This is a genomic window from Methylobacterium crusticola (genome assembly GCF_003574465.1).
GTDB lineage: Bacteria > Pseudomonadota > Alphaproteobacteria > Rhizobiales > Beijerinckiaceae > Methylobacterium > Methylobacterium crusticola.
This window is the reverse complement of record NZ_QOWC01000059.1, coordinates 22,073-41,816: the sequence shown is the minus strand read 5'-3', so window position 1 is coordinate 41,816 and position 19,744 is coordinate 22,073. Positions and strand designations below refer to the sequence as shown.

Below are 19,744 nucleotides of genomic sequence, written 5' to 3'. Positions count from 1 at the left end.
CCAGGCGTCGATCGACGCGTAGGTGACGATCCGGTGGTCCGGGATGGCCTCGGCCAGGCAGTTGCTGAGGCACTCGCGCACGAGCTGGCGCGGTTCGATGATCACGATGGCGGGGCGGGTGTCGGCATCCTCGTCCGGTTCGCACGCAGGCGTCGCTTCGGGCATCCCGACGAGGCCGCGGCCTCTCGGGGCGAGGCTGTAATCAACCAGCGCAGACGTCGACATCCTTCACCTCCATGACTCGTGCGAGTATCTTGTTGTTGCTTGTCCGCACGGCCCAGGTTGTCCCGGGACCGCACCGCAGGCTTGTCCGCGACAGGCCTGCTCATCCATTCTGCTTCGATGCCGAGGTCGTTTTCGAGTGGACTCGTCCTGCGCGCTGTTCGATCGATGGGGTCGCTGCTGCAGGATGACCAATCGGTTCGACCTACCTCACTCGGTTACTGTTGCTGGCATAATAGAGCGGAAACAGTCCAATGGCTACAGATGTTAGAACTAAATTTCGCCGAATTTGACCGGATTCCGCTGAATCAAGATGTGTAGAACTGCTGACGATGCCCGCGGCACGGGTGCATAAAGTGGATCTCGATTGACAAAAAGGCGTAGTCCCCGCCGGGCTGAGGGACGCGAAACACCCCGCTCCTCAGGCTCTCGCTCGAGGAACAGGTTCGCGGATCTGGCCGGTGAGGGTCGGGGCGGCAGCCTGCCGCGGCGCGCGCCGGGGGCGACCGTGCTCCTGTCCGGCAGCGCGCCGGCGAACAGGACGAGTGCCGCCAGGTCCGTTCCCGCCATCGCGTCGGGGAAATCAGGTCTGGCTCGATGCGGGCATGGCCTGTATGAGGCCGGGGATCGCGCGCCCGCGGCGCCTGGTGGGCATCCTCAGGACAAGGCTTGCTCCGGTCGATCCTCCATCAAACGATGTATGCAATTGATCAAAGCAGTATCGGTTCTTCGCGTCTCGCGAGCCGTGACTAACGCCACAATGAAAGAATGCGATCTATATCAAAAGATAATTTTTGACGGTAAATTAACAGAGTTGCCATGCGCTTAGCCGCCGGGCCGCGGCCCGGGCGATGCCCGGCAGGATTGGGATCGGCCGGGTCGTGGCCCGGCCGATTACCCGGGGATCGGGATCGGCCGGGCCCTTGGGGGCCTCAGGCGGTGCGCGACAGGACCGGCCGGCGGTCCAGGACCTCGTCGAGGGCGCCCGCGATCTGCCGGACCACCGCCTCGGACATGCCGGGGAAGAGCGGCAGCAGGATGCAGCGGTCGCGGGCCGCCTCGGAGTGCGGCAGCCGGAACCGCTGCTCGAGGTCGGCGTAGGCCGGCTCGAGGTGGATGCACATCACGCCGCGGCGGGTCGCGATGCCGCGGTCGAGCATCCCCTGCATCACCCGGACCTGGTCGCTCCCGGGCGGCAGCCCCACGCAGTAGCTCTGCCAGTTGGTCCGGGCCCAGTCGGGCTCGGCGGGGGGGCTCACCCCCGGCACCTCCGCCAGGGCGTCGCGGTACGCGTCGGCGAGCCGGCGCCGCTCCGCCACCATGGCGTCGAGGCGCTTGAGCTGCTCGCGGCCGACCGCCGCCTGGATGTCGGTCATCCGGTAGTTGAAGCCGGCCGTCGGGTAGTCCTCGAACACCACCGCGCTCATGCCGTGCCGGGCGACGTCGGAGACGCTCATGCCGTGCTGGCGCCAGAGGCGGAAGAGGCGGTCCCACTCGGCGTGGCGCGTCACCAGCATCCCGCCCTCGCCCGTGGTGAGGAGCTTGCGCGGGTGCAGGGAGAAGCACGCGACGTCGCCGATGGGGCGCCCGATCCGCTCCCACTGGCCGTCGACGTGGATCTCCGAGCCGATGGCGCAGGCCGCGTCCTCCACCACCGTGAGGCCGTGCCGGCGCGCGATCGGCATCAGGCGGGCCATGTCGCAGGGCATGCCGATCTGGTGCACGCACAGGATGGTCCGGGTCCGCGGCGTGATCGCCGCCTCGACCCGGTCGGGGTCCATCGTGAAGGTGAGCGGGTCGATGTCCACGAACACCGGCAGGGCGCCGCACTGCCGGATCACGTTGGCGCAGGCGATGAAGGTGTGGCTGACGGTGATCACCTCGTCGCCCGGGCCCACCCCGGCGGCGAGGAGGGCGAGGTGCAGCGCCGTCGTGCAGTTCGAGACCGCGCAGGCGTGGTCGGCCCCGACCGCGCGCGCGAACTCCCCCTCGAAGGCGGCGACCTGGGGACCCTGCGTGAGCCAGCCGGAGCGGATCACCGCGGCGGCGGCCTCGGCCTCGGGCTCGCCCATCACGGGCTTGATGATCGGGATCATGAGGCGAGGTCCAGGGCGAGAGGGGCGGTGTCGGCGGCGCGGCTCGCCCGCCACCAGGCCACGAGGGCGTCGAGGCCCTCGGCGAGGCCGGTCTCGGCCGTGAACCCGATCCGGTCCCGGGCGAGGGAGACGTCGGCCAGGCGCCGGGGCACCGGGTTGACGCTGCGCTCGGCCTCGTGGACCGGGACGAGGTCCGGCCGCCCCATGACGGTGGCGAGGCGGAGCGCCAGGTCCATCAGGGAGGTCTCCTCGCCCCGCCCGACGTTGAGGACGAGGTCGGTCTCGGTCGAGACGGCCGCCAGGATGTTGGCCCGGGCGATGTCGCGCACGTCGACGAAGTCCATGGTCTGGAGGCCGTCGCCGAAGATCAGCGGCGGGTCGCCCCGGGCGATCCGCTCCATCCAGCGGATCAGCACCTCGGTGTAGCGCCCGTGCAGGTCCATGCGCGGGCCGTAGACGTTGAAGTAGCGCAGGGCCACGTAGTCGAGGCCGTACATGTCGTGGAAGGAGCGCAGCAGCCCCTCCCCGAAACTCTTCGCCGCGCCGTAGAGCGTGCGGTTGCCGTAGGGGGCCTGCGACTCGGGCGTCGGGAAGGTGTCGGCCATGCCGTAGACGGAGGCCGAGGAGGCGAACACCACCTTGCCGACCTTCTCCTCGACGCAGAGCTGCATCAGGTCGGAGGTGGCGTCGACCATCACCGTGATGGCCTCCCGCGGCTCGGCCGCGCAGTGGGTGATGCGCAGGGCCGCCTGGTGGAAGACCGTGTCGCAGCCCGCCACCAGCCCGGCCATCAGGTCGCGGTCGCGGATGTCGCCGACCACGAGCTTCACGGCCCCGGAGGCGAGCGGCCCGGCCAGGTTCTCGGTCCGCCCGCGCACCAGGTTGTCCACCACCACGATCTCGCGGCAGCCCCGGGCCACCAGGAGGTCGACGATGTGGGAGCCCACGAAACCGGCCCCGCCGGTGACGAGGACCCGATCGAGCCGCCGCGGCATCGACTCAAACCGCTTCAGCATATCGGTCTCCCAGGCTGCGGGTCAGGGACGCGACGACCGTCGCGATCTGCGTGTCGGTGATCTCGGGGAAGAGCGGCAGCGACAGCCACTCCCCGGCGAGCGCCTCGGCCACGGGGCAGGGGCCGCCGAGCACCACCTTGTCGGCGTAGGCCGGCTGGTGGTGCACCGGGCGCGGGTAGTGGATGCCGGTCGCGACCCCGTCCTCGAGCATCCGGGCCCGGACGGCGTCGCGGTCGGGCACCCGCACGGCGTAGACGTGGTAGACGTGCTCGCGCCCGCCGGGCTTCGGGGCCCTGAGGCCCGCCTGCGCCAGCAGCGCGTCGTAGCGCGCCGCCGCCCGGCGCCGGGCCAGCGTCCAGCCCGCCAGGAACGGCAGCTTCACCCCGAGGGCGGCCGCCTGCACGGTGTCGAGCCGGTAGTTGAACCCGGCCCGGACGTGGTTGTAGCGGCCCTCCTGCCCCCAGTCGCGCAGGGAGCGGATCTCCTCGGCGATGCGCGGGTCGTCGGTCACGACCGCCCCGCCCTCCCCGCAGGCGCCGAGGTTCTTGCCCGGGTAGAAGCTGAAGCAGCCGACGGTCCCGAAGCCGCCCGCGCGCCGCCCGTGCTGCTCGGCGCCGTGGGCCTGGGCGGCGTCCTCGATCACCATGATGCCGTGGCGATCGGCGATGGCGCCGATCGCCGCCATGTCGGCGAGGCGCCCGTGCAGGTGGACCGGCACCACCGCGCGGGTGCGCGGGGTGATGGCCGCCTCGAAGGCGGCCGGGTCCATCGTGTAGGTGTGGGGATCGACGTCGACGATCACCGGGGTGGCGCCGGCGTACAGGATCGCCGCCACGGTCGCCACGAAGGTCATGCCGACCGTCACCACCTCGTCGCCCGGGCGGATGCCGGCGGCGATCAGCCCGAGATGGAGCGCCGAGGTGCCGGTGTTGACCGACACCGCGTGGGCGACCCCGCAATAATCCGCGAAGTCGCGCTCGAAGGCCGCGACGGGGGGGCCCAGCACGTAGGCGCCGCTGCGCATCACGTCGAGCACCGCCCGTTCCAGGGGCTCTTGCACGGCCCGGTACTGGGCTTCCAGGTCGAGGAGCGGGATCATGACGCAGCCTTCAGGGGTACGAGGTCGATGGGATGGCCGCGCTGGGCGAGGGACTGCGAGGCGGCCTCGAGCAGGCGCACCACCCGCAGACCGCTCTCGCCGCTCGTCAGCGGCACCTGGTTGTTCGCCACGCAGTGGCCGAAATGCTCGATCTCGGTGATCAGCGCCTCCTTGACCGGGATGTGCGGCGTCCAGACGTCGCCCATGCGGTAGGCCGGCAGGATGCGGCGGATCTCCTCCTGGGAGGGGCGCTCGTGGAACTCGACCCCGCGGTCGTAGACCTTCACCTTCTCGCTCGGCTCCATGTCGTCGTAGACGATCATGCGGCGGCTGCCGCCGATGAGCGTGCGGCGGATCTTGACCGGCGCGAGCCAGTTCACGTTGAGGTGGGCCGTGACGCCGCCCTCGAGGTAGAGGGTGATGTGGGCGAGGTTCTCGGGGCTGCCCTTGATGTGCCCGGCGCCGTTGGCCGAGATCGCGAGGGGCTCGGCCCCGAGCAGGAAGTCGAGGATCGCGAGGTCGTGGACCGCGAGGTCCCACACCACGTTCACGTCGTCCTGGAACAGGCCGAAGTTGATCCGCGTCGAGTCGTAGTAGAACAGGTCGCCCGTCACCCCGGAGTCGATGAGGTCGCGGATCTTCTGGACCGCGCCGGTGTACACGAAGGTGTGGTCGACCATCAGCACGAGATTGCGCTTGGCCGCCTCGGCGACGAGGCGCGCGGCCTCGCGGGAGGTGGGGGCGAGGGGCTTCTCGACCAGGACGTGCTTGCCCGCCATCAGGGCCGCGAGGGCGATCTCGTAGTGCAGCCGCGTCGGGGTGGCGATCGCCACCGCGTCGATGGAGGGGTCCGTCAGCATGCGCTGCCAGCCGTCGTCGATGGCGACGCCCGGGTGGCGCAGGGCGGCCCGGGCCTGGGCGGCGCCGGAGGGGTCCGCGATCGCCTTCAGGGTGCAGCCGGCCGCCTCTGCGACGCAGCGCGCGATGTTCGGCCCCCAGTATCCGTATCCGATGACGCCGATCCCGATCATGTGGCCTCCGCCTGGTTGGTCTGTCGTGATGCGTGGGAGGGGCCGGCTCTCGCGCCGGCCCCGGAAAGAGAGGGGCCGCCTCAGGGGCCGGCCCCGGCCGGCGGGGCGGCCCCGGCCGGCGGGGCGGACCCGGCCGGCGGGCCGGCCACGATCCGGGCCGGCACGCCCGCCACCGTGGCGCCGGCGGGCACGTCCCGGGTCACCACCGACCCGCAGGCGACCCGGGCGCCCGGCCCGATGGTGAGGCCGCACAGGATGGTGGCGTTGGCGCCGATCCGGGTCCCGGCGCCGATCCGCGTCGGCAGCAGGGTCCAGTCGCCCGCCGCCATCGGGGTCCCGGCGAGGGTCAGGGCGCGCGGGTAGCGGTCGTTGGTGAACATCACCCCGGGGCCGACCGAGACGTCGTCCTCCAGGGTCACGCCCTCGCACAGGAAGGCCAGGGTGCCGACCTGGCAGCGGGCGCCGACGCTGGTGTCGCGCTGGATCTCCACGAAGGGCCCGATCGTCGTGCCGGCGCCGATGCGGCAGCCGTAGAGGTTCACGAGGGCGGGATCGGGCAGGCGGGCGGAGCCGTCGATCTCCGCGTTCACAACCGGCATCTGGCCCTCGCCTCGCTGCATCCCGGGTCGACGCTAGGCGGCCGGGACCGGCAAGTAATCGTGCCAATGCGAGTGAGTGCGGTACGCCCTAATCACCCCGAACGATGCGCGAACGGGCGCGGCACGCTACCTCTTCGGGTGGAGTCCGCGCCCATCGTGCAAGGTCGGGGTCCGCGCCCGGCACGCCGTTTTCCGGTCTAGGCGGCGGCGCCCCGCGGTCCCGACACTTCGCGCGAAGGAGCATCATCATGCCGACTGTCGCCGAGACCGCACCGACCTGCATCGTCCGGGGCCTGAGCTTCGACGCTCTGGCCCAGGCCCTGGCCCGGGGGCGCACCAGCATCTTCACCCTGAACCTGATGCACCTGCGCCTGCTCGCGCAGAATCCCGAGTTTCGCGAGAGCTACCGCGAGGCCTCGATCGTCACGCTGGACAGCAACTGGCTGAACACCTGCTTCCTGCGCCGGCGCATGACGGTCGCGGCGGGGAGCGACTTCGTGCACTTCCTCGGCAGCCGCGGCGCCCTGCGCGACAAGTCGGTGCTGGTGGTGGGCAACGTGACGCCCGCGGACGCCGCCCGGGTGATGGCGAGCCGGCGCCTCGACGTCGTCCGGCCGCCCTTCGGCTTCATCCGCGACCCGGCCGCCGTGGAGGACGTCATCGCGCGCTGCCGGGCGCTCGAGCCCGAGGTCATCTTCATCGCGGTCGGCGCCCCCCAGAGCGAGATGCTGGCCCTGCGGATGCGCCGGGCCGGGCTCGCCGAGGCCTCGATCCTGTGCTGCGGCGCCGCGTTCGAGTTCGAGCTCGGCGTGCAGCGGCGCTCGCCGGTGTTCCTGCGCCGCACCGGCCTCGAATGGGTCTGGCGGCTCGCCACCAACCCGCGCCGCCTGGCCGGCCGCTACGCCTCGGACGCCGGGTTCGTGCTCGCGCGGCTCGGGCAGTTCGCGGGCCTCGCCCGCTCGGGCCGCCTGCGGGTCGGCGGCCTCCACCTCCAGTTCCGGCAGGAGGCCGGGCTGGAGGAGGCGAGCGTGGGCTGACCCCGGGGGGGCGCCGGAGGCAAACGGCCGATCGGGCTCGCCCCGATCGGCCGTTCCTCGTTGGGCGGGCCCCCGTGGCGGGCGGATTTTCGCGGTGGGCGGGAGTCCCGCGGACGCGCCTTGCGGGCCCGCCGGCGCCTTTCCCGGCGGCCCGCCGGGGCTTTGCGCCGCGCCGGGCCCGCGTGCTTGCGAAGGCGCCCCTGCCCGCGAAGGCGCCCCTGCCCGCGAAAGGGGGGGCGTGCCTGAAGGCTCGCGGCGGCGCCCGAGGCCGCCGGGCCCGGGCCGGGTTCGCGCTGAGGATTCGCCGGGGCGGAGGCGCCGGGCCGAGCCCGGGCCGGGCCCTCAGGCGTCGGCGGCCACCGCCGCCTCGGCGGCGCGGGCCTTCGCGGGGGCGGCGTCGGCCGGCACCCGCGGGCCGGGCGCGACCGCCGCGGCGAGCAGGCCTCGCAGGGTCGCGGAGAGGTCGCGCAGGTCGTGGTGCCGGGCCACCCGGGCGCGGCCCGTCCGCCCCATCGCGGCGAGCGTCTCCGGATCCGCCAGGAGGATGTCCCGCAGGGCGCCCGTCAGCGCCCCGACGTCGCCCGGGGGCACGATCCGGCCGCAGCCCGCGTCGACCAGCTCGGGGATGCCCGCCACCGTGGTGGTCACGACCGGGCGCTCGAGGGCGAGCGCCTCGAGGAGGACGATCGGCAGGCCCTCGGCGAAGCTCGGCAGGACGAGGGCCCGGGCGCCCGCGATCGCGGCGCGCACCTCGGGGTTGCTGCGCCAGCCCGCCAGGGAGACGAGGTCGGCGACCCCGTGGCGGGCGATGGCGGCCTCGATCTCGGCCCGGCTCTCGCCGTCGCCGATCAGGATCAGCCGGAACGGCGGCACCGTGCCGCGCAGGGCGGCGGCCGCGGCGGGCAGCAGCGCCTGGCCCTTCTGGGGGCAGAGGCGCCCGACGCAGACGACGTCCCGGTCGGCCGCCGCCGGCGGCCCCGCGGGCACGAACTCCGCGAGGTCGAGGCCGCAGCGGGCGACCGCGATCTTGTCGCGGTGCTCGGCGCCGCCGAGGCGCAGGAGCTCGCCGCGGCAGAAATCCGAGATCGCCACCACGAAGGCCGCGTCGGCGAGCTTCAGGGACAGGCCGTCGGCCGCCGCGGTCAGGAACTCGTCCGGGCCGTGCGCCGTGAAGCTGTAGCTCGGCCCGCCCATGCGGCGGGCCAGCAGGGCCACCGCGGCGGCGTTCGAGGAGAAGTGGGCGTGGACGTGCTCGATGCCGGCGGTCCGCAGCTGCGCCAGCAGGTAGACCGCCTCCAGGAGGTAGGCCGCGTGCCGCACGAGGCCGCCGCCGGCGCGGGCGAGCCGCGCCGCGAGCCAGAGGCCCCTGAGGAGCGCGAGGGGCCCCAGGAGCGCCTGCCGGGCGAGGGCGCGGGCGAGGCCCGCGGCGTTCCCGCTCAGGAGGTAGTGCACCCGCGCCTGGTCGGCGACGTCGCGCGGGTCGACGAGGGCGTGCGGCCAGGGACGGATCGCGAAGCGCCGCACCGCGACCCCGTCCGCCTCCAGGGCCTCGATCTCCCGCCGGATGAAGGTGGTGCTCGTCATCGGGTAGGTGTTGAGGAGGTAGGCGATCCTCATCGGGCGGCGATCCTCGCGGTGCGCCGGCGCTCAGCGGCCGGCCGGGGCATCGGGTTGGCGGCGGCGGGAGCCCGGCGGGCCCCCTCTCCCCGGGCGGGGCTTCGCCCGCGGGGACGGGGGGCCCGCCCGGGGCAGAGGGGGGCCCCGCCCGGGGAGAGACTAGGTCGGCGGCGCTCGCGCCGGAGCGGCGCAATCCGGTCGCGGCGCTGCCCAGAACGGACGACGCCCCCGCCCCGGGCTACGGCTTTCGACGGGTCCGCTTCCGCCGATTGCGAGGCTTCCGCGGCGGCACCGGGCCGGTAGCCTTCCGGGCAGCCGGCAGCGGGGCCCGCCCACGCGCCCCCGCGCGGCCTTCAGGCATCGGGGTCATGCAGCGTCCACTCATCATTCTCGGCACCGGGGGCAACGCCCTCGACATCCTGGACCTCGTCGAGAGCCGCGCCGGCGCCTGGCGCGCCGTCGGGTTCCTGGACGACGCGAAGCCCCCCGGCACCCGGATCGCCGGCCTGCCGGTGCTCGGCGCGATCGCCGGGGCGCAGGACTTCCCCGGCCACGCCTTCGTCAACGCCATCGGGAGCGAGGCCAGCCACCGCGACCGGCTCGGCATCGTCGCCCGCACGGGCCTGCCCGACGAGCGCTTCGCCACGCTGGTCCATGCCGGCGCCAGCGTCTCGTCCCGGGCGGTCCTCGGCGCGGGCACCTGCGTCCACCACGGCGCCACGATCGGCGGGAACGTCCGGGTCGGCGCCCATGTGGGGATCGGGCCGGGCGTGATCGTGGGCCACGACGGCGTCGTCGGCGACGGCGCGATGCTCGCCCCGGGCTGCATCGTCAGCGGCTTCGTGCGCCTCGGCCGCGCCTGCTACGTCGGGGCGGGGGCGAGCGTGCGCCAGCGCGTCGCGGTGGGCGACGGGGCGCTGGTGGGGCTCGGCGCCGTCGTGCTGCGCGACGTGCCCCCGGGCGCGACCGTCGTCGGCAACCCGGCGCGTCCCCTGCGCCGCGCCGGGGGAGACTGACCATGCGGGGCGAGGCGCCGCCGCGGGTCTCGGTCGTGATCCCGCTCCACCAGGGGGCCGGCACGATCGGGCAGGCGCTCGCCGGCGTGCTCGGCCAGAGCTTCTCGGATTTCGAGGTCGTGGTGGTGGACGACGGCTCCACCGACGGGGGCGCCGAGGCGGCGGCGGCCCTGGCGGATCCGCGCGTCCGCCTGATCCGCCAGGGCCGCCAGGGCGTGGCCGCGGCCCGCAACCGCGGCCTGCTCGGCGCCCGGGCCGCGTGGGTCGCCTTCCTGGACGCCGGCGACCTCTGGCGCGAGGACCACCTCGCCGAGATGGTCGCGGGCGCCCGCTTCGGCGACGCGGTCGCGATCTTCGGCAACTACGTCCTGGAGAGCCGCGGCCGGCCGGTCATCCCGATGAGCGTGCCCGCCCGACGGGTGCCCGACCTCTTCGCCTTCGCGCTCGCGGTCCACCGCCACCCCGTCCACGCGAGCGCCGTCATGGTGGAGCGGGCGGCGGCGATCGATGCCGGGCTGTTCCCGGTCGGAGCGCCGGCCGGCGAGGACACCGACCTGTGGTGCCGCCTCGCCCTCCAGGGCGCGTTCCGGTACGTCGCCCGGCCGACCGCGATCCACCGCGACCGCCTCCGGGGCGCCCGCCCGCGGATCCAGGGCCGCGTCCCGCCGCCGCCGCGCTTCTCCCGCACCCTGGCGCGGCTGGTCCGCGACGGGGCGGTGCCGCCCGCCCTCGTCGCGACGGCGCGGCGCTACGGGAACCTCCTGCTGCTCGAGTACGCCGGCGAGCTCCTCGAGGCCGGCGACCCCGTCTCCGCCCGGCGCGTGCTCCTGCGGGACTGCTCGCTGGCATCCGACCCGGTGCGCTACCTCAAGCGCGTGGTCCGGACCTTCACGGCGGGCCAGGCGCTCCACGCGGCGAGCCGGTCCATGGGCCGCGCCCGCTGATCCCGTGCGCCGCGCCCGCTCGGCGGGCCGGACAGGGGTCGGCCGGCGGGCGCCGCGCGCGGGGGGCCGACCGGGGAGCGCGGTCTCGGTGCCGGCCGAGCCCGGATGGGGCTTCCCGTCCGGGCCGGACGCCGCGTCCGGGCCGGAACGCCGAGGCGTCGTCCGAGAGAGCCCCGCCCCTACCCGGCCGGGGGCTCGGCCCCGCCGCCGGTCCGGCGCTCGGCCCGGACCCATTCGGCCTGCGGCTTCACCAGGAATTGCAGCAGGATCGCCACCTTGCCGACGGCGAAGCCCGGCAGCGCGAGGGCGTCCCGCCAGGCGATCAGGCCGCGGCCCCAGCGCCCGATCGCGACCGCGAGGGCGAGCCCGAGCAGGAGGACGGCCGGCCCGGCGACGAGGAGGGGCGCGAGACCGCCCCCGGCCCACCACCAGGCCAGGGCCGCGAGGCCGAGCCCGGCCTCGGCCAGGGTCAGGACGACGAGGGGCGGCACGCAGAGGTCGAGGGCGAGCCCGAGCAGGCGCGGGTCGCGCCGGCGCCAGGCGCCGCCGACGAGGGCCGAGGCGTAGGGCAGGATCAGCGCGAGGTGGCCGTGCTCCCAGCGGGTCTGCTGCGAGCGGCGCGCCGCGTCGCCCTCGGGCAGGACGCTCGTCACCTCGGCCTGCGGGCAGAACCGCGCCGGATGCCCGGCGAGGGCGAGATCCATCCCGAGCTTGAGGTCCTCGGTCAGGTGGCTGCTCGCCAGGCTGGCGGCGGCGAGGTGGCGCGCCGGCACCGCGAAGCCCGTGCCCGAGAGGGCGCAGGGCTGGCCGAGGCGGCTCCAGCCCAGCGGGCGCCCGACCTGCTTCACCAGGGTGGCGAAGGCGGCGATCCGGTGGCTCGAGGAGGCCCGCGGCGGCGCCGTGAGCCGGTAGGCCCCCTGCACCGGCCCGTCCGTGGCGGCGCTCAGGCGCGCGAGCCGGTCGATCCCGCCCGCCTGCATGGCGCAGTCGGCGTCGATCACCACCACCACCTCCGGCAGCCCGGTGCGCTCCAGGTAGCGCAGGCCGTGGTCGAGGGCGAAGCCCTTGCCCCGCCGCGCCGGGTCGTCGCGCTCCACCACCTCGGCCCCGGCCGCGCGGGCCGCCGCCGCGGTCGTGTCCCGGCAATTGTCGGCCACCACCACGAGGCGGTCGGCCGCCGCGAGCTCGGGCATGAGGCCCGCGACCGTGCCGGCGATGATGCGGCCCTCGTCGTGGGCCGGGATCAGCACGGCGAGGGAGGGCCGCGGATGGGCCGGGACGGGCCGCGGCCGCACCGGCGGGCGCGAGGCCAGCATCTGCGCGAGGAAGACCAGCACCGGCACCGCACCCGCGAGCGCCAGGCCACAGAACACCAGGTCCATCAGGAGCATCGCGGGGTTGTCCTCGAGGTGAACGGGCGGCCGCCGCGGGGGCCGGGGCGCGCGGCCCTGTGCCGGCGCGGGCGGCCTTCGCGGGCGCGCGGCCTTGCCGGCGCGCGGCCTTGCCGGCGCGGGCGGCCTTCGCGGGCGCGTCAGTAGGCCCGGTGCGTGCGGAAGATCTCGCGCACGGTCATCACCAGGATCACGAGGTCGAGGAGGATGGACCAGCTCTCGATGTAGGCGAGGTCGAGGTCGACCCGGTGCTTCATCGCGGCGACGTCCGGGGTCTCGCCGCGGCTTCCCCGCACCTGCGCCCAGCCGGTGATGCCGGGCTTGACCGCGTGCCGGTCGGGGTAGCCCGCGATGAGGCCGGAATACTGCGCGTCGTGCGCGATCGCGTGGGGGCGCGGCCCGACCAGGGACATCTCGCCCCGCAGCACGTTGACGAGCTGGGGCAGCTCGTCGAGGCTCGAGCGGCGCAGGAAGCGGCCGACCCGGGTGACCCGGGGATCGTCGCGGCGGGCCTGCCGCACGACCGGGCCGTCCTCGCAGCAGGTCATGGTCCGGAACTTCCAGACCTGGAACGGCCGGTTGCCGAACCCGACGCGGTTCTGGCGGAAGATCACCGGGCCGCGGGAATCCCGCGTGATCAGCACGGCGATCAGCGCCAGGAGCGGCATCAGCAGGACCAGGGCCGCCCCGGCGAGCACGAGGTCGAGCGTCCGCTTCGCCGTCCGGGAGGGCAGGCTCAGGGCCGGGGCCGACCCGGCCGGGAGCGGGGCCGGCGCGAGCGACGGCAGGCCCGGCGCCCGCGCGGGCGCCTCGTCGAGGAGCGCCGCGCCGTCCGTGTCGGCGGGAGCTCGCAGTCGCGCAACCGGGGCCATCGCCGTCTCCGCCGTTAACGAGACGTTAACGATACGCTGCCGGGTGACGGTAAGGTCAACTTCGCAACAGACTTAAGGCATGACTGACTTAGGCTGACGTTGGACTGTGACCCAAGCGGCTGCGACAGCGTCGGACCGGCCGGAAAGGTGGTACTCGATTCTCGCAATTCGTGCGCTCGACCCGGTGCCCTTGCGGGGGCCGGCTACCTCTTCCGGATGAGCGCATCGCCCGCAGCGGTAGCGGGGCCGCCAGCCCCCTCTCCCAGGTCGCGGCCGGGCCGGGGCGGCCTACGCCGTTTTAGGATGCTGCGCCGGCCGGCCCGACGGCCGAGGCTTCCGGCGGCTCCCGGCGCGGCCGCCGGACTGACGAGGTGCCCCGGTATGACAGCGACAACCCCCCCCTCCGGCGCCCGGGCACGGTGGCGCGGAGGCCTCGTGCTCGGCGCGGTGCTGCTCCAGGCCTGCCTCGCCGTCCCGGCACGGGCCGAGGGGCCGCCCGGCTACGTGCTCGGGCCGCAGGACCGGGTCCGCCTCAAGGTGTTCGAGTGGCGGGCGAGCCGCGACGAGGTCTACGCCTGGACCGCGCTCAACGACGAGTTCACGATCGGGGCGGAGGGCGCGCTCTCCCTGCCGATCATCGGCGACATCCAGGTCGCCGGGCTGCCGACCCGGGAGGTCGGCCGCCTCGTCGGCGCGCGGCTGCGCGACCGCATGGACCTCGCCGAGGCGCCCGACACCGCGGTCGAGATCGCCCAGTACCGGCCCTTCTACATCAGCGGCGCCGTCGACAAGCCGGGCGAGTACGCCTTCCGGCCGGGCCTGACCGTCGCCAAGGCGATGGCGGTGGCGGGCGGGCCGCCCCGCACCGTCGACCCGGTCCTGCTCCGCCTGGAGCGGGACGCGATCACTTCCCGGGGCGACCTCGTGATGCTGCACAAGGAGCGCGAGCAGCTGCTCGTCCGCCTGGCCCGGCTCTCCGCCGAGAAGGACGAGCGCCCGAAGGTCGAGTTCCCGAAGGACCTGGCGTCCCGGGGCGACGCCGGGCTCACGACCCTGATGGAGCGGGAGGTCTCGATCTTCGAGGCGCGCCGCAAGGCCATCGCCACCCAGGCCGACGCGGTCGAGGACCTCAAGCGCTTCCTGCGCCAGCAGCTCGACGCGCTGAACGGCCAGCTCGCCACCGCCGACACCCAGATCAAGCTGATCGCCACCGAGATCCGCGGCAACGAGCAGCTCGCCGAGCGCGGCCTGGCCACCCAGCAGCGCACCATCGCGTCCGGCCGGGCGATGGCCCAGATGGAGAGCGAGAAGCTGCGCATCAACACCGACCTGTCCCGGGCCCGCGAGGCGATCACCCGGGCCGACCTCACGATCCTCGACCTGCGCGCCCGGCGGGCCACGGAGGTGACGGCCGAGCTGCGCGAGACGCAGAAGCTGCTCGACCACCTCAAGCCCCGCATGGAGACCGCCGAGCGGCTGGTGCTGGAGGCCGAGGTCACGGCGCCGCGCTTCCTGGCCGACCGCGCCAAGTCCCGGCGCGTCCAGCCCCTGGTGCGGATCACCCGCCAGACCGGCGCCGCCACGCAGGAGCTCGTGGCCGAGGAGACCACCCTGGTCCTGCCCGGCGACGCGATCAGCGTCGAGCCGGCGACGGCGGACGGCCCGGCGGTGTCCTGGCCGTCCGCGCGCACCGGGGCGATCACGTCCCTGAACTGAGGGCACGCGCCGCGGCCCCCCGCGGCGCTCCCGGGCCTCAGGCGCGGCCGGCGAGGCGCGCCCAGGCGCGCTCCAGCCAGCGCGCGGCGCGCTCGAGCGGCCCCTTCATGCCCGGGATGTCCTCGCTCAGGAGGGCGAGGCCGAGGGGCAGCATCCACAGGCCGAAGATCGGCAGGATCGCCAGGAAGCCGCCCAGGATCAGCAGGAGGGCGGCCGGGATGCGCACGAGCCGCCGCGCGGGCGCCCGCAGCCAGGCGATGCCGTCGCCGATGCGCCGCGGCAGCCGCCCGAGCAGCCGGTCGACCCGCGCGTCCCAGGCCTGCGCCGTCGGGCCGGTGCCGGCCGCCTCCGTGATGCCCGCGTCCATGCCGCCTCCGTCCTGCCGGCGTCAACGCCCGAGGCCCCGCCGCGGGTCCGGAGCTCGTGCCGGGGGGCCTGCGAGGCGCCGCCGCATTGCCGCGGCGCCTCGCAGGCCTAAGTCCGGACTCCATGGACACTCCCAACGACGCAGGGTGCGGCGCCACCCCGGATGCGAGCGCCCTCCAGGTGCGCGTCGTGCCGCGGCTCGCGGAGATCGGGGCGGCGGGCTGGGACCGGTGCGCCCTCTCGGCCGAGAGCCTGACGGGGGCGGCCGAGAGCCACAACCCGTTCGTGTCCCACGCCTTCCTGTCGTCGCTCGAGGAATCCGGCTGCGTCGGGGGCCGCACCGGCTGGCTGCCGCTGCACGTCTCGGCGGAGCGCGACGGGCGCGTGGTCGGGGTCGCGCCCTGCTACCTGAAGTCCCATTCCCAGGGCGAGTACGTGTTCGACCACGGCTGGGCCGACGCGTTCCAGCGCGCCGGGGGCAGCTACTACCCGAAGCTCCAGGTCAGCGTGCCGTTCACCCCCGTCACCGGGCCGCGCTTCCTGATCGCGCCCGGCGAGGCGCCGGCCGAGGCCACGGCCGCGCTGGTGGCGGGCCTGCGGGCCCTGCGCCGGGAGACCAAGGCCTCCTCCGTCCACGTCACGTTCCTGCCGGAGGCGGAGGCCGAGCGGGCCGCCGCCCTCGGGTTCCTGCACCGCGTCGACCAGCAGTTCCACTGGGACAATGCCGGCTACGCCACCTTCGACGACTTCCTGGGGGCCCTCGCCTCGCGCAAGCGCAAGGCGATCAGGCGCGAGCGCCGCGACGCGCTGGCGGCGGGGCTCACCGTCGAGTGGGTCACGGGCTCGGACCTGACGGAGGCGCACTGGGACGCCTTCTACCGCTTCTACATGGACACCGGCTCGCGCAAGTGGGGCCGGCCCTACCTCAACCGGCGCTTCTTCTCGCTGATCGGCGAGCGCATGCCGGAGCGCATCCTCCTGGTGATGGCCCGGCGCGCCGGGCAGTACGTGGCGGGCGCCATCAACCTGATCGGTGACCGCGCCCTCTACGGCCGCAACTGGGGCTGCATCGAGGACCACCCCTTCCTGCACTTCGAGGTCTGCTACTACCAGGCGATCGACTTCGCGATCCGCCGGGGCCTCAGCCGCGTCGAGGCCGGGGCGCAGGGCGAGCACAAGCTCGCCCGCGGCTACCGCCCGGTCATCACCCACTCGGTCCACGACATCGCCGACCCCTCCCTGCGGGCGGCCATCGCCGACTACCTGCGGCGCGAGGCGCGCCACGTCGAGGCGGCCGCCCGCGAGCTCGACGCCGCGACGCCGTTCCGGCGCGAGGAGGCCCGGCGCGAGGAGGATTGAGGCCCGCCGGGCGGCCCCGGCCGGCGCTCCCCCCGGCCGGGGCTCCCACCGGGCGGCGCGCCGGTGCGGCGCGGGGCCTCGGCCTCGGCCGTGGCGTTTCGGCCCCGACCTCGGCCGTGGCGTTCCGGCCCCGACCTCGGCCGTGGCGTTCCGGCCTGCGGCCGGCTAGGCTCGCGTCGGCGGGCCCGCGAGAGGCCCGGGCGGGGCCCGCGGGTTCCGGCAAGAGGCTGAGAGGGAGACGACGCCATGGCGAGGAGCGAGGGAGGGCGCGTGCCCGCATCCCGTCGGATCGTGATGTCCTGCATCGGGGCGGCCCTGGTCGCCCTCGCGGCGGCGCCGGCTTGGGCGGACGCGACGGGGCGCCCGCGGGGCGGGGCGGTGCTGTCGGCCGCCCGGCCCGAGGAGGTCGGCCTGTCCTCCGGGCGGCTCGCGCGCATCGGGCGGGTCATGGAGGAGGAGGTCGCGGCCGGCCGGCTGCCCGGGGCCGTCGTGATGATCGCGCGCCGCGGCCGCCTCGCCTACGCGGAGAGCTTCGGCTTCCGCGACAAGGCCGCCAACGCGCCGCTCGCCAAGGACGCGATCTTCCGGATCTACTCCATGACGAAGCCCCTGGCGTCGGTCGCCGCCATGACGCTCGTGGAGGACGGCCGCATCCAGCTCACCGACCCGGTCTCGAAGTACCTGCCCGAGTTCAAGGACCTGAAGGTCGCCGTCCCGCGCCCCAACGCCCTCGGCGAGCAGGCCGTCGACCTGGTCGCGGCCGAGCGGGCCCCGACCGTGCAGGACCTCCTGCGGCACTCCGCCGGCCTCGCCTACGGCGAGATCACCACGAACGCGCTGGTGAAGGCCGCCTACGCCAAGGCGGGACTGTTCAAGCCCGACTTCGACTACAACACCACCGACCTCTCGCCCGAGGAGTTCACGAGCCGCCTCGCGGCCGCGCCGCTCGCCTACCAGCCCGGCACCGTCTGGCAGTACAGCCTCGCCGTCGACGTGCTCGGGCGCGTGGTCGAGAAGGCCTCCGGCCAGCGGCTCGGCGCCTACCTGGAGGAGCGGGTCCTCGCGCCGCTCGGGATGACCGAGACCGGGTTCTCGGTCCCGGCCGACAAGGCGGGGCGGATCGCGCTGCCCCTCCCCACCGATCCCGCCACGGGGGCGCCGAACCGGCTGATCGACGGGAGCGTGCCGAAGAACGATTCCGGCGGCGCCGGCGGCTACGGCACCGCCTCGGACTACCTGCGCTTCGCCCAGGCCATGCTCGACGGCGGCGCCCTCGACGGGGCGCGGGTGCTCAGCCGGACCAGTGTCGAGCTGATGACCTCCGACCACCTCGGCGACCGCATCCGGCCCGTCGCGACCCCGGGCGACCTGCTGATGGGCGTGCCGGGCTACACCTTCGGCCTCGGCTTCATGGTGCGCAAGGAGCCCGGGATCGCCGGCGTGCCGGGCTCGAAGGGCGAGTTCATGTGGGCCGGCTACGCCGGGACGTTCTTCTGGGTCGACCCCAAGGAGGACCTCGCGGTCGTGATGATGACCCAGGCGCCGGGGCCGAGCCGGGCCCATTACCGCCGGGAGATCAAGCAGCTCGTGTACGGGGCGATCGTCGACTGAGCGCCGCCGCGGGGCCCGGCGGGCCCGGTCCCGGCGCCTCCCCCTCTGGACTCCCCCGGCCGGAGGGGGGAAGGATGGCGCCGTCCGGCCCGGCCCCGTCCGGGCGCCAGAGCCCGAGCGTCCGCCCGCATGACCCCGATCGATCACATCGCCGCCGACCTCGACGAGCTCGTCGCCATCCGGCGCGACCTGCACGCCCACCCCGAGCTCGGCTTCGAGGAGGTGCGCACCTCCGGCATCGTGGCCGAGAAGCTGGCCGCCTGGGGCATCGAGGTGCATCGCGCGGTCGGCCGGACCGGCGTCGTCGGCATCCTCGAGGGCCGCGGCACGAGCCCGCGCCGGATCGGCCTGCGCGCCGACATGGACGCGCTCCCCATCGAGGAGGCCACGAACCTGCCCTACCGCTCGACGGTGCCGGGCACGATGCACGCCTGCGGCCACGACGGCCACACCACGATGCTGCTCGGGGCCGCCAAGTACCTGGCGGAGACCCGCGCCTTCGACGGCACCGCCGTGTTCATCTTCCAGCCCGCCGAGGAGGGCCTGGGGGGCGCCCGCGCCATGCTGGCCGACCGCCTGTTCGAGCGCTTCCCCTGCGACGAGGTCTACGGGCTGCACAACAACCCGGGCGGCCCGGTGGGGCGCCTGTCGGTGCGGGCGGGCCCCGCCATGGCGGCGGCCGACTTCTTCGACATCCGCGTCGTCGGCCGGGGCGCCCACGGGGCGCAGCCGAACCGGGGCATCGACCCGGTGGTGATCCAGGCCGCCCTGGTCCAGGCGCTCCAGACGGTGGTGAGCCGCAACGCCGATCCGCTCAAGTCGGCCGTGCTCTCGATCACCCAGGTCCACGCCGGCGCCGCCTACAACGTGATCCCGGAGGAGGCCCACCTCGCCGGCACGATCCGGACCTTCGACGACGACGTGCGCGCCCTCGTCGCCCGGCGCATGCGCGAGATCGCCGCCGGGGTCGCGGCGGCCTTCGGGGCCGAGATCCGGGTCGAGATCCGCGACATCTTCTCGGTCCTGCGCAACAGCGAGGCGCAGGCCGCCGCGGCGGCCGAGATCGCCGCCGAGCTGTTCGGCGCAAGCCAGGTCGACACCGATCCCGAGCCCAAGATGGGGAGCGAGGATTTCGCCGACATGCTGCACGCGGTGCCGGGCGCCTACGCCTGGCTCGGCGGCAAGTCGGGCGCGAACCTGCACAACGCGGCCTACGACTTCGACGACGCGATCATCCCGCTCGGCGCCGCCTACCTGGCGCGCCTGGTCGAGCGCCGCTCGGCCTCGGCGGCCTGAGGGGAGGCGCCGATGACGAGCTCCGCCTACGATCCCGCCAACATCTTCGGGAAGATCCTGCGGGGCGAGATCCCGTGCCACCGGGTCTACGAGGACGCCCACACCCTCGCCTTCATGGACGTGATGCCCCAGGCCGACGGCCACACCCTGGTGGTGCCGAAGCGGCCGAGCCGCGGCCTGCTCGACGCCGACCCGGCGGTGTTCGCGCCCCTGTTCGCCACCGTGCAGCGGGTCGCCGCCGCCGCCAAGGCGGCGTTCGCGGCCGACGGCGTCGCCGTCTACCAGTACAACGAGGCGGCGGCCGGCCAGACCGTCTTCCACCTCCACGTCCACGTCCTGCCGCGCCACGAGGGCGCCGCCCCGCGGCGCCACGCCGGCGGCATGGCCGACCCGGCCGTGCTGGCCGCGCACGCGGAGCGGATCCGGGCGGCCCTGGACGCCTGAGCGGGCGCGCGG

At 74.7% G+C, this 19,744-nt stretch carries 17 protein-coding genes and 1 pseudogene; 8 read left to right on the top strand and 10 right to left on the bottom strand.

Annotation, left to right across the window (positions count from 1 at the left end; genetic code table 11):
• From DT057_RS19200 to DT057_RS19175, 6 genes and pseudogenes are all read right to left on the bottom strand, one after another.
• Positions 1-225 (bottom strand): annotated as a pseudogene (locus DT057_RS19200) (hypothetical protein); the annotation flags it as partial.
• 929 nt (positions 226-1,154) lie between these two features.
• Positions 1,155-2,318 (bottom strand): DegT/DnrJ/EryC1/StrS family aminotransferase, encoded by a 1,164-nt coding sequence (locus DT057_RS19195; protein ID WP_128563710.1) that lies wholly within the window; start codon positions 2,316-2,318, stop codon positions 1,155-1,157.
• Positions 2,315-3,334, bottom strand: coding sequence for an NAD-dependent epimerase/dehydratase family protein (locus DT057_RS19190; RefSeq protein ID WP_128563709.1), 1,020 nt, complete (start codon positions 3,332-3,334; stop codon positions 2,315-2,317). Before DT057_RS19190 ends, DT057_RS19195 begins: the two co-directional genes overlap by 4 nt.
• A complete protein-coding gene (locus tag DT057_RS19185) occupies positions 3,318-4,433 on the bottom strand; it encodes a DegT/DnrJ/EryC1/StrS family aminotransferase (protein WP_128563708.1) in 1,116 nt (371 codons plus the stop codon). Before DT057_RS19185 ends, DT057_RS19190 begins: the two co-directional genes overlap by 17 nt.
• Positions 4,430-5,464: a Gfo/Idh/MocA family protein gene (locus DT057_RS19180; protein WP_128563707.1), complete on the bottom strand. Its 1,035-nt coding sequence runs from the start codon at positions 5,462-5,464 to the stop codon at positions 4,430-4,432. The genes DT057_RS19185 and DT057_RS19180 overlap by 4 nt, the downstream gene beginning before the upstream one ends.
• A gap of 80 nt (positions 5,465-5,544) precedes the next feature.
• Positions 5,545-6,063: an acyltransferase gene (locus DT057_RS19175; protein WP_128563706.1), complete on the bottom strand. Its 519-nt coding sequence runs from the start codon at positions 6,061-6,063 to the stop codon at positions 5,545-5,547.
• Positions 6,064-6,311: 248 nt separating this feature from the next.
• On the opposite strand from DT057_RS19175, the gene DT057_RS19170 reads away from it, so the two are divergent.
• Complete coding sequence (locus DT057_RS19170; protein WP_162501449.1) at positions 6,312-7,100, top strand: WecB/TagA/CpsF family glycosyltransferase; 789 nt, start codon at positions 6,312-6,314, stop codon at positions 7,098-7,100.
• Positions 7,101-7,442: 342 nt separating this feature from the next.
• On the opposite strand, the gene DT057_RS19165 is transcribed toward DT057_RS19170, so the two are convergent.
• Entirely contained in the window at positions 7,443-8,717 is a 1,275-nt protein-coding gene (locus DT057_RS19165; protein WP_128563704.1) for a glycosyltransferase family 4 protein, read from the bottom strand.
• A gap of 368 nt (positions 8,718-9,085) precedes the next feature.
• Here DT057_RS19165 and DT057_RS19160 point away from each other — a divergent pair, with 368 nt between their 5' ends.
• Positions 9,086-9,733: a NeuD/PglB/VioB family sugar acetyltransferase gene (locus tag DT057_RS19160; protein WP_128563703.1), complete on the top strand. Its 648-nt coding sequence runs from the start codon at positions 9,086-9,088 to the stop codon at positions 9,731-9,733.
• 2 nt (positions 9,734-9,735) lie between these two features.
• Positions 9,736-10,677 carry a glycosyltransferase family 2 protein gene (locus DT057_RS19155; protein WP_128563702.1) on the top strand — a complete coding sequence of 314 codons (942 nt, stop codon included), beginning with the start codon at positions 9,736-9,738 and terminating at the stop codon, positions 10,675-10,677.
• Between the two features lie 179 nt (positions 10,678-10,856).
• Here DT057_RS19155 and DT057_RS19150 read toward each other — a convergent pair whose 3' ends face one another.
• Positions 10,857-12,068: a glycosyltransferase family 2 protein gene (locus tag DT057_RS19150; RefSeq protein ID WP_128563701.1), complete on the bottom strand. Its 1,212-nt coding sequence runs from the start codon at positions 12,066-12,068 to the stop codon at positions 10,857-10,859.
• Between the two features lie 140 nt (positions 12,069-12,208).
• Positions 12,209-12,940: an exopolysaccharide biosynthesis polyprenyl glycosylphosphotransferase gene (locus DT057_RS19145; protein ID WP_128563700.1), complete on the bottom strand. Its 732-nt coding sequence runs from the start codon at positions 12,938-12,940 to the stop codon at positions 12,209-12,211.
• Between the two features lie 381 nt (positions 12,941-13,321).
• On the opposite strand from DT057_RS19145, the gene DT057_RS19140 reads away from it, so the two are divergent.
• Positions 13,322-14,656: a polysaccharide biosynthesis/export family protein gene (locus DT057_RS19140; RefSeq protein ID WP_162501448.1), complete on the top strand. Its 1,335-nt coding sequence runs from the start codon at positions 13,322-13,324 to the stop codon at positions 14,654-14,656.
• 37 nt (positions 14,657-14,693) lie between these two features.
• Here DT057_RS19140 and DT057_RS19135 read toward each other — a convergent pair whose 3' ends face one another.
• On the bottom strand, positions 14,694-15,023 hold the full coding sequence (locus DT057_RS19135; protein ID WP_128563698.1) for a hypothetical protein: 330 nt from the start codon (positions 15,021-15,023) through the stop codon (positions 14,694-14,696).
• Between the two features lie 122 nt (positions 15,024-15,145).
• Between DT057_RS19135 and DT057_RS19130 the strand changes: the two genes are divergently transcribed.
• From DT057_RS19130 to DT057_RS19115, 4 genes are all read left to right on the top strand, one after another.
• Positions 15,146-16,381 carry a GNAT family N-acetyltransferase gene (locus tag DT057_RS19130; RefSeq protein WP_128563697.1) on the top strand — a complete coding sequence of 412 codons (1,236 nt, stop codon included), beginning with the start codon at positions 15,146-15,148 and terminating at the stop codon, positions 16,379-16,381.
• 270 nt (positions 16,382-16,651) lie between these two features.
• On the top strand, positions 16,652-17,992 hold the full coding sequence (locus tag DT057_RS19125) for a serine hydrolase domain-containing protein (RefSeq protein WP_238313590.1): 1,341 nt from the start codon (positions 16,652-16,654) through the stop codon (positions 17,990-17,992).
• Between the two features lie 129 nt (positions 17,993-18,121).
• A complete protein-coding gene (locus DT057_RS19120) occupies positions 18,122-19,288 on the top strand; it encodes a M20 aminoacylase family protein (protein WP_128563695.1) in 1,167 nt (388 codons plus the stop codon).
• A gap of 12 nt (positions 19,289-19,300) precedes the next feature.
• The gene (locus DT057_RS19115; protein ID WP_128563694.1) at positions 19,301-19,732 is read left to right on the top strand and encodes an HIT family protein; all 432 of its coding nucleotides are present in this window, start codon (positions 19,301-19,303) and stop codon (positions 19,730-19,732) included.
• Positions 19,733-19,744: the final 12 nt, after the last annotated feature.